The organism is Actinokineospora sp. (assembly GCF_050699995.1).
Taxonomy (GTDB): Bacteria; Actinomycetota; Actinomycetes; order Mycobacteriales; family Pseudonocardiaceae; genus Actinokineospora.
On the sequence record NZ_JBOHGC010000250.1, the window covers coordinates 1 to 9,720 of the forward strand.

Annotated in this window: 8 protein-coding genes; 6 read left to right on the plus strand and 2 right to left on the minus strand. The window is 68.4% G+C overall.

The features are described 5' to 3' along the window. The 4 genes from ACRDSQ_RS12990 to ACRDSQ_RS13005 all read left to right on the plus strand — a co-directional run. Positions 1-194, plus strand: a 194-nt coding sequence (locus ACRDSQ_RS12990; protein WP_431421234.1) for a hypothetical protein, incomplete at its 5' end; no start/stop codon positions are given. After that, positions 191-934, plus strand: a complete 744-nt coding sequence (locus tag ACRDSQ_RS12995; protein ID WP_431421236.1) for an RNA-guided endonuclease TnpB family protein — start codon at positions 191-193, stop codon at positions 932-934. The genes ACRDSQ_RS12990 and ACRDSQ_RS12995, both read left to right, overlap by 4 nt. 115 nt (positions 935-1,049) lie before the next feature. Then, positions 1,050-3,395: an accessory Sec system translocase SecA2 gene (gene secA2, locus ACRDSQ_RS13000; protein WP_431421237.1), complete on the plus strand. Its 2,346-nt coding sequence runs from the start codon at positions 1,050-1,052 to the stop codon at positions 3,393-3,395. A 111-nt stretch (positions 3,396-3,506) separates the two neighbouring features. Next, entirely contained in the window at positions 3,507-4,889 is a 1,383-nt protein-coding gene (locus tag ACRDSQ_RS13005) for an IS4 family transposase (protein ID WP_431421238.1), read from the plus strand. A gap of 102 nt (positions 4,890-4,991) precedes the next feature. Here the strand turns inward: ACRDSQ_RS13005 and ACRDSQ_RS13010 are convergent, their stop codons facing one another. Beyond that, the gene (locus ACRDSQ_RS13010; protein WP_431421239.1) at positions 4,992-6,245 is read right to left on the minus strand and encodes a class I SAM-dependent methyltransferase; all 1,254 of its coding nucleotides are present in this window, start codon (positions 6,243-6,245) and stop codon (positions 4,992-4,994) included. A 14-nt stretch (positions 6,246-6,259) separates the two neighbouring features. Continuing rightward, complete coding sequence (locus tag ACRDSQ_RS13015) at positions 6,260-7,633, minus strand: FAD-binding oxidoreductase (RefSeq protein WP_431421240.1); 1,374 nt, start codon at positions 7,631-7,633, stop codon at positions 6,260-6,262. A gap of 148 nt (positions 7,634-7,781) precedes the next feature. Here ACRDSQ_RS13015 and ACRDSQ_RS13020 point away from each other — a divergent pair, with 148 nt between their 5' ends. After that, on the plus strand, positions 7,782-8,756 hold the full coding sequence (locus ACRDSQ_RS13020; protein ID WP_431421241.1) for a DNA polymerase domain-containing protein: 975 nt from the start codon (positions 7,782-7,784) through the stop codon (positions 8,754-8,756). 146 nt (positions 8,757-8,902) lie between these two features. Further along, the coding region (gene tnpB / locus ACRDSQ_RS13025; RefSeq protein WP_431421243.1) for an IS607 family element RNA-guided endonuclease TnpB at positions 8,903-9,720 on the plus strand (818 nt) is incomplete at its 3' end.

A 9,720-nucleotide genomic window follows, 5' to 3' on the forward strand; every position in this document is an offset into this window, starting at 1 on the left:
CACGTCTGCTAGCCACCGCCGCAACCGAATCTATCCAGGTGTCGTTACATGTGTGGCACGCGAAGTCGGAGAGCGCGAGTCTGTCGTTGCAGCAGCTTTGTCAACAGGCGTACGACATCCTGGTCACCGGCCTGCATCCGCCAAGCGTCGACGGGGGCGCTCAGCCTGGATCCGTGGACCAGCCGGTCTGTTGATCTCCGCGTTCACTGTGGAAGTTCGGCGATCCGCGGCCCGCCCGTCGAGACCAAACGCTGTTGTCGGCGTCGACCTGGGCCTCACGACGCTCGCGACGCTCTCCAACGGCAAGATGGCGCCCAATCCACGGCACCTTGCCACCGCGCTGACGCGACTCCGCGCCACGGCGCGCACGCTTGCCCGCCGAACAGGCCCCGACCGCAGCATCCGGCAGCGGCGCTCGAACCGATGGGAGAAGGCACGCCGAAAACTCAGCCGTCAATCCGCGCGAGTCGCCAACCTGCGTCGCGACAGCTTGCACAAGCTGACCACCAATCTGGCGAACACCTACGGCACCATCGTCGTCGAAGACCTCCACGTCGCGGGAATGATCAAAAATCGCCGCCTGTCTCGGGCCATCGCTGACGCCGGATTCAGCGAATTCCGCAGGCAACTTGACTACAAGATGCGGTGGCGCGGTGGCAGGCTGGTTATCGCCGAGCGTTGGTTCCCGTCCTCGAAGACATGTTCAACTTGCGGCGCGGTGAAACCCAAGCTGCCGCTGCGCGCTCGAACGCTCGGTTGCGAACACTGCGGGCTCACGATGGATCGGGACCTCAACGCCGCTCGCAACCTTGAGAACTACTACGTCGCCCAGAGTGGATGGGAGACTCAAAACGGACGTGGAGCCGACCAGAAGACCGGGCCTGGCCCGGCAGGTGGCGACGAAACGTCAACCCCGCGCCGGAATACCGGATAAGGCGGGGACCGCACGCTGGCAACGGCGTGCCGCGACGGGTGCCTCACACGGCCCCCACACTCGCGACGGTCGACAATGGCGTCACTTGCGAGACGAACGAGAGGTGGCCGGAGACGTGGCTGCGTTTCTGACACGGGTCAAGGGCCTGTTCCAGCACTTGATGGAACGGCCCTCGACGGTCGACCTCAAGAAGTACACCGAGGTCCTTACCTCCATCGAGTGGCGAGAAGAGAGCGTCGCGAAGCTCACCGACGCCGAGCTGACCGAGGCCGCGGGCGAGCTTCGGGAGAAGGCGCTGGGCGGGCTCGACGCGCACGGCATGGTCGAGCTGTGCGCGCTCGGCCGCGAGGCGGCTCGCCGGGGCCTGGACCAGCGGCCCTACGACATGCAGCTCGTCGGCGCCATGGAGCTGCTACACGGCCGGGTGGTCGAGATGGGCACCGGCGAGGGCAAGACCCTCGCGGGCGCGCTGGCCGCCGCGGGGTACGCGCTGCAGGGCCGCGCCGTCCACGTCATGTCGGTCAACGACTACCTGGCCCGCCGCGACGCCGAGTGGATGGCGCCGGTGTACGAGCTGCTGGGTGTGTCCGTGGGCTGGGTCGACCAGGAGTCGACGCCCGGCGAGCGGCGCATCGCCTACGGCAAGGACGTCGCCTACGGCGCGGTCAGCGAGATCGGCTTCGACGTGCTGCGCGACCGGCTGTGCACCGACGTCGAAGACCTGGTCCACCGCGAGCCCGACGTGGCGCTCATCGACGAGGCTGACTCGGTGCTGGTAGACGAGGCCAGGGTGCCGCTGGTGATGGCCGGGTCCACCGAGGACTCCCAGGGCGACCCCGAGGTCGGCGCGATCGTCCGCACGCTGCGCCCGGGCCGCGACTACGAGCGCGACGAGGACAACCGCAACGCCTGGCTGACCAGCCGCGGCGCGAAGTACGTGGAGAAGGCCCTCGGCGACATCGACCTCTACTCCGGCGACCACAGCGACCGGCTCGCCGCGGTCAACGCCGCCCTGCACGCGCACGCGCTGCTGCAGCGCGACGTCGACTACATCGTGCGCGACGGCAAGGTCCACCTGATCAACACCTCCCGCGGCCGGATCGCGCTGCTGCAGCGCTGGCCGGACGGGCTGCAGGCCGCGGTCGAGGCCAAGGAGCGGCTCGACCCGACCGAGAGCGGCGAGGTGCTCGACTCGATCTCCGTTCAGGGTCTCGTGGGCCGCTACCAGCGGGTTTGCGGCATGACCGGCACCGCGACGGCGGTCAGCGAGCAGCTGCGCGAGTTCTACGAGCTCAAGGTGTCGGTGATCCCGCCGAACAAGCCGTGCGTGCGGGTCGACGAGCCCGACCGGATCTACGACACGGTCGAGGCCAAGGAGACCGCGCTGGTCGCCGAGATCGTCGAGCAGCACGAGACCGGGCGGCCGATCCTGGTCGGCACGCTCGACGTGGCCGAGTCGGAGCGGATCTCGGAGAAGCTCACCGAGGCCGGGGTGGCCACGGTCGTCCTCAACGCGAAGAACGACGCGGAGGAAGCCGCGATCGTCGCCGACGCGGGCGCGCACGCGGCGGTCACGGTGTCGACGCAGATGGCCGGGCGCGGCACCGACATCAAGCTCGGCGGCGCCGACGGCGACGAGAACGACCACGACAAGGTCGCCGACCTGGGCGGACTCTTCGTGATCGCCACCGGGCACTACTCCAGCAGCAGACTCGACAACCAGCTGCGCGGCCGCTCCGGCCGCCAGGGCGACCCGGGGCGCTCGGTGGTGTTCGCCGGCCTCGGCGACGACCTGATCACCCAGTACGCGCCGGACGCGACCGCGGGCGCCGACCCGGCCGAGGACGGCAGGCTCGAGGACCAGACCTCGAAGCGGTTCATCGGGCACGCCCAGCGGGTCGCCGAGGGCGTGCACCTCGACATCCACCGCAACACGTGGCGCTACACCCGGCTCATCGAGCACCAGCGCGGCCTGGTTTTGGCCTACCGCGACGACGTCCTGCGCACCGACCTCCCCGCCGAGCAGCTCAACGAACACTGCGCGGACCGCTGGGAGACGCTGGCCGAGGACGTGCCCGAGGACGTCCTGGCGAACGCGGCGCGGCAGATCCTGCTGTTCCACCTCGACCAGCGCTGGTCGAGGCACCTGGCGTTCCTGTCCGACGTGCGGGAGACCATCCACCTGCGCGCGCTGGCCAGGGAGACCCCGATCGACGAGTTCCACCGCGCGGCGATCGGCGAGTTCAAGGGAATCCTCAAGGAGATCCGCGAACTGGCCGTCGAGACGTTCGAGGAAGCCGAGATCACCGCCGACGGGGTCGACCTGACCGCGGCCGGGCTGCGCAGGCCGACATCGACGTGGACCTACCTGGTGCATGACAATCCGTTCGACTCCGACGCGGAGCAGGCACTGCAGCGAGTCCGGGCGGCCATCAGGAACGTGAAGGCGGGCAAGGGCTAGTCTCAAGGCCGTGTAGTTAAGGATTGGGTGGGGTTGTCAACGGGTTGAAATGGGCAACGGAGTTCCTGCTACAACAGTGTCGACCAAGATCACTGAAGCACAGGAACTCCGTTGGACACCCAGTCTTTCACTACCGGCACGGTCACCGTGGCGGGGGGCAAGTTCGCACCCGGTCACCTGGGCGAGCTCACCCAGCACCTCCCCTTCGAGATGGTTGATGAGGCACTGGCCGCAACCAACACCACGCAGTCTCGGCTGCGGGATCTGCCCTCCCGGGTGGTGGTCTACCTGCTGTTGGGCGCGTGTCTGTTCCCGGAGGTCGGATATCTGGGCGTGTGGCGCAAACTCACCGCCGCGCTGGGCGGTCTGCCCACCGTGACACCGACTGCCGGCGGGTTGGGCGCCGCCCGGCAACGGGTCGCGGTGGCACCGCTGCGGTGGCTGTTCGACCTGCTCCGCGGCCCGGCCGCCACCGGCAGGCAACGAGGAACCCGATGGCGGGGTTTGCTGCTCTGCGCGATTGATGGCACCACCCTGACCGTGCCCGACAACCCGAGGATGCTGACCCGATTCACCAAACAGCGGGGTAACCACGGTGGCACCGGCTACCCGCAGGTCCGCTTGGTGGCCCTGGTCGCGTGCGGCACCCGCACCGTGATCGACGCCGTGTTCGGCCCCACCACCACCGGCGAGACCACCTACACCCCACAGCTGCTGCGCAGCCTCCACACGGGAATGCTCCTGCTCGCCGACCGCAACTTCGGCGCGCGTGACCTGCTCACCGACATCGCCGCCACCGGGGCCGATGTCCTGGTCAGACTGAAAAACGGTCGGACCATGCCGGTCCTGGCCCGCTACCCCGACGGCTCCTACCTCTCGATCCTCGGGGCGCTGCGGGTGCGGGTCATCGAGTGCGAGATCACCATCATCACCGCCGCAGGCCGCCACACCGGCCTCTACCGGCTGGCCACCACCTTGCTCGACCCCCAACGCTACCCAGCAGCCGGGTTGATCACCGTGTACCACGAGCGCTGGGAGATCGAAACCGCCTACCTGGAACTGAAATCCAGCATGCTGGGCGGGCGGGTGCTACGCGCCCGCACCCCGACCGGTGTCGAGCAGGAAATCTACGCCCTACTCACCACCTACCAACTCCTGCGCACCGCCATGGCCGACGCCACCAACACCCGAACCGAGATCGACCCGGACCGGGCCAGCTTCACCATCGCCTGGCACACCGCCCGCGACCAGATCATCCAAGCCGCGAACGTCATCGCCGGCACCGTCATCGACCTGACCGGAACCATCGGCCGCCACGTCCTTGCCAACCTCCTGCCCGCCCGACGACTACGGGCAAATCCCCGCATCGTCAAACGCGCCATCTCCAAATACCAAGCCAGAGGCCCGATCATCGACCGGACCAGCTACAAAGCCACCCTGACCATCGACATCCTCGCCCCACCAAAGATCTTGACAGCGACGACAAAAACTTAACTACACGGCCTTGGTACTAGTGCCGGGTGCCTGTTCGGGTGGTTCGCCACCCGCGAACGCGAGGCGAACCACCCGAACAGGCGCCCAGCAACGAATCCGCGGTCACCAGGTTGGGCGCAGCGGCATGCCCGATGCCCCCTTGTCCCCTACCTTGACGCCCAGCAACTGGTGGAGTTCCAGTTGGTGCCGGTCGAAGGCCAACTGGGACGCGGCCAGGTAGAGCGCCCACACGCGAGCCCGAGCGATTCCGGCGTCCTGAACGGCTTCCTCCCAGTTCTCATCAAGATTCGCGCACCACGCCGCGAGGGTCTTCGCGTAGTGCTCGCGCAGGTTCTCGTCGTGGCGGATCTCGAAACCGTTGTCCTGCATGGCGGACGCGATTTCGCCGACGCCTTCCAGTTCGCCGTCGGGGAAGACGTACCGGTCGAAGAACGGGCCGACCTTGTGCGGCGCGGTGGTGTTCGTCCGGGTGATGCAGTGGTTGAGGAGCCTGCCCTGGGGGCGCAGCTTGCCGTGGAGGAACTTGAAGTAGGCGGGCAGGTTGCGGGCGCCGACGTGCTCGGTCAGGCCGATCGAGGACACGGCGTCGAAGCCGGTTTCGGTGACGTCGCGGTAGTCCAGGTGACGCACCTCCGCCTTGTCCGACATGCCTCGGGCGGCGATTTCCTTCTGGGCCCACAAAGCCTGCTCGCGCGACAAGGTCACGCCCAAGACATCCACGCCGTAGTGTTCGGCGGCGTGCATGGCCATGCCGCCCCAGCCGCAGCCGACGTCCAGCAGGCGCATTCCCGGTTCCAGGGCGAGTTTGCGGCAGACCAGGTCGAACTTCTGCCACTGCGCCTCTTCGAGGGTGGCGTCGGCGGTCGGGTAGCAGGCGCAGGTGTAGGCCATCGACGGGCCCAGGACCAGTTCGTAGAAGCGGTTCGACACGTCGTAGTGCCGGGAGATGGCGACACTGTCCCGGTTCCTGGAGTGCCGCAGGCCGAGGGCGGCGCGCCGGGTCCGGCCGGGGAGTTCCTCGGGTGGGGTCTGGACGGGGCGCAGGTGGGTGGGCGCCAACTCGCGCAGGAGTTTGATGCCGTCGCGCAGATGCAGGTCGTCGATGATCGGGACCAGGACGTCGAGGAGGCTGTAGAGGCCGCCGGTGACCTTGAGGTGGCCGGTGACGTACGCGCGGGCCAGGCCCAGTTCGCCTGGCGCGGAAAGCAGGTAGGTGACCGCTTCCGGTGTGGACAGTTCCAATCGGACCGGTGCGTCCGGGTTTCCTGCGACGCTGCCGTCGTACGCGGTCACGGCCAGCTGGCCGTCGGGCGGGATGATGCCTTCGAAAGCCGAGGCGATTCGCGGTGTGGTCATTCGCTCTCCCCTGGTCAGCGCCCCCGGACGCATTTGTCGTACAGATCGAGCAGCCGCGCCCCGGGGTCGTAGCGAGTCTTGAGATCCCGGTAGGCGGGTCCGTTGTAGAGGGACCAGAACTCTTCCTCTTCGTGGAAGCTTGCCGAGTACAGCGATTTGCGGCCACGCATGTCGGTGACGGTCCGCTCGATGAGCCGGTTGTGGGTGTCCGCGGACTCCCCCGGGTCGAGCGGGACCGACGACCAGAAGCCGAAGTTCACGTAGAGCGTGTCCGGGTCCATGACGTAGAGCGGCCACTGTGTTTTGTCGCGCAGCCGCACCGGGCACACCCAGATCGGGTTGATCGGGATCTCGCGGTGGAAGAAGTCGAGGAACGCGGCGGCCTGGTCGATCGGGACCTCGATGTCCTGCACGACCGTTTCCCGCTCGGGCAGGCCGCGCCACCTGTCGATCCGGGCGGACACGCCGAGCTTGCGTTCGAGGGCGACGACCTTCCAGTAGACGTCCGAGCGGAGCCGTTTGCGGCCCAGCACCCGCCGGACGAGGCGGTTCTGCACGCCGAGGGCGGCCGAGCACCAGAACCAGTCGGTGTCCCAGCGCCAGAGGTAGTCGCGGACGGTCAGGTAGTCATCGGTGCGGCCCTGGATGGAGCGGTAGTAGATGTCGAGCCAGGTGTAGTCGCTGGTGTAGGGCGCCTCGTCGGTGAAGGCGCCCAGCGTCAGGTACATCTCGTCGGCGCTGAAGACGGCGCCGTCGACGAAGTCCACCGGCTTGCCGTCGTGGACGCGGGTGGCGCAGACCTCGGCCAACTCGGCGAAGTAGGCGGCGGCGTCGCGGTGGCGCAGGTGGCGCACTTGGACGTACGGGTGGACGGGTTCGAGTTCGATGGTGAGCCGCAGCGCGTAGCCAAGGGTGCCGTAGGAGTTGGGGAACCCGTGGAACAGGTCGCGGTGCTCGTTGTCCGGGCGGGCCACGACAACCTGGCCGTCGCCGGTGAGGACTTCGAGTTCCAGCACCGACTCGTGCGGCATGCCGTTGCGGAACGACGACGATTCGATGCCGAGCCCGGTGACCGCGCCGCCCAGGGTGATGGTCTTGAGCTGGGGGACGACCAGCGGCATCAGCCCGTGCGGCAGCGTCGCGTCGACCAACTGCTCGTAGGTGACCATGCCCTCGACGTCGGCGGTCCGGGCCCGCGGGTCGACGGCCAGGACGTGGGTGAACTCGGCGACGTCGATGGTCCCCGCGCCGCCGCGGTCGCGGAACAGGTTGGACGTGCGCTTGGCCAGCCGGATCGGCGAGCCGGGCGGCAGCGTGGCGAACCGCTCGCGCAGGCGCCGCACCCGGTCCTGGTGCGCGGTCCCCGCGCTGGTCGTGGCACCCGTCATACTTGTCATTCTCACCCAATTCGGCTCGACCGGTACAGCTGTGGCCCGTGCGGCCACGTGCTCTCTTTTCAGTGATAGCCGACCGGCGCGGATTTCGCTCGCGCAAGATCGGAGTTGACGAGACCGTCACGCGTGGGAGGGTGATCGGGTGAGCGAGGACGAAGTGCGCGACGGGGTGTCGCTGACCAATCTCGACCAGCCGTTGTTCGACGGGGCCGAGGCCACCAAACGCGACCTCGTCGACTACCTGGACGCGGTCCGCGACCGGATCATCCCGGTGCTGCGCGACCGCCCGCTGTCGGTGATGCGGGTGCGCCCGGGGCAGCAGCCGTTCATGCAGAAGAACCTGCCGAAATACACCCCGGACTGGGTCCGGCGGGCCACTGTCTGGGCGGAGGCGTCCAAGCGCGAGATCTCCTACGCCCTGTGCGACGACCGTCGGACCCTGCTGTGGTTCGGCAACCAGCGGTCCATCGAATACCACCCCACCCTGACCGTGCTGGAGCGGCCCGACCATGTCACCCACCTGATCCTGGACCTCGACCCACCGGCGGGCGACGACAGCTTCGGCTCCGCCGTCCAGGCCGCCCTGCTGGTCCGGCAGGCCCTGGCCGACTCGGGCCTGACCGGCGTGGCCAAGACCAGCGGCGCCAAGGGCGTCCACGTCTTCGTCCCCGTCGACCCGGACGCGTCCATGGAGGACGTCGCCGCCGCCACCCGAGCCATCGCCGCCCGCGCGGAACGCATCGACCCGGCCCTGGCGACCACGGCGTACATCGTCGAGGACCGCGCCGGAAAGGTCTTCCTCGACTCGACGCGGTCGGGCGGCGCCACCGTGGTCGCGGCTTACAGCCCCCGCATCCGCCCCGGCACCCCGGTCTCGTTCCCGGTGGCGTGGGAGGACCTGACGTCGGTCAAACCGAGCGACTTCACAGTCCGCACCGCCGCAGCCCTCCTCGACGACGCCGACCCGTGGGCCGACCGAATGCCCGACCCCCAACCCCTCGCGGAAGACCTGGTCGCCGAAGGCCACACCATCCCCGTCGCCCGCGTCCAGGCAATGCACGAGGGCAAACGCAGGGCCAGGGCCCGCAAGGCGGCGGAGGAGTCCACGTCCGAGTAGCGGTTCGTTTTGCCGAACAGGGACGGGGTCTGCGAACCGTTCAGGATTCTGTCCCCGTGTGTGTCTGATTGTGATGTTGAGATCGGCGACGCGGTGTGGAAGCGCGGGTGGGCTGTTTGTCGGTGGTGGTCGGTACGGTCCACGTGATGATCGTGTTGCAGGCGTATCGGTTCGCGTTGGACCCGACAGCGGCCCAGGGGGCCGTGTTGCGGTCGCATTGTGATGCGCAGCGCTACGCCTACAACTGGGGTCTGGCCCGGGTGAAGGCCAACCTTGCCCAGCGGGTGGCCGAGGCGTCCTACGGTGTGGCCGAGGTGGATCTGACACCGTGGGTGAACTGGTCGGGGTACGCGCTGCGCAAGGACTGGAACCAGACCAAGGATGAGATCGCCCCGTGGTGGGGCGAGAACTCGAAGGAGGCGTACTCGTCCGGGTTGGCGAACCTGGCAACCGCGTTGACGAACTGGAACGCGTCCAGGACCGGTAAGCGCAGGGGGCCGAAGGTCCGGTTCCCGAGGTTCACGGGCAGACGCGCCGGGTTGTCGTGCCGGTTCACCACCGGCAGCTTCGGCCTCGCCGAAGACCGCAGGCATGTGAAGCTGCCCCGCATCGGCGTCATCCGCACCCACGAGTCGACCCGCAAACTCGCCCGGCTCCTCGACCGGGAGACCGCCCGAATCCGCTCGGCCACGATCACCCACCAGGGCGGGCGGTGGTTCTGCTCGTTCTCCGTGGAGATCGACCGCCAGGATCGGGCCCCAACCCGGCCGGACTCGGTCGTCGGTGTGGATCTGGGGATCACGTCGTTGGCGGTGCTCTCGACCGGCGAGGTCATCGCCAACCCGAGGCACCTCGACGTGGCGTTGCGGGGGTTGCGGCGGTTGGGGCGGCAGTCGGCCCGCCGGGTCGGCCCGGACCGACGCTCCCGGCGGGCTCCTTCGGCGCGGTGGCGCAAGACCCAGGA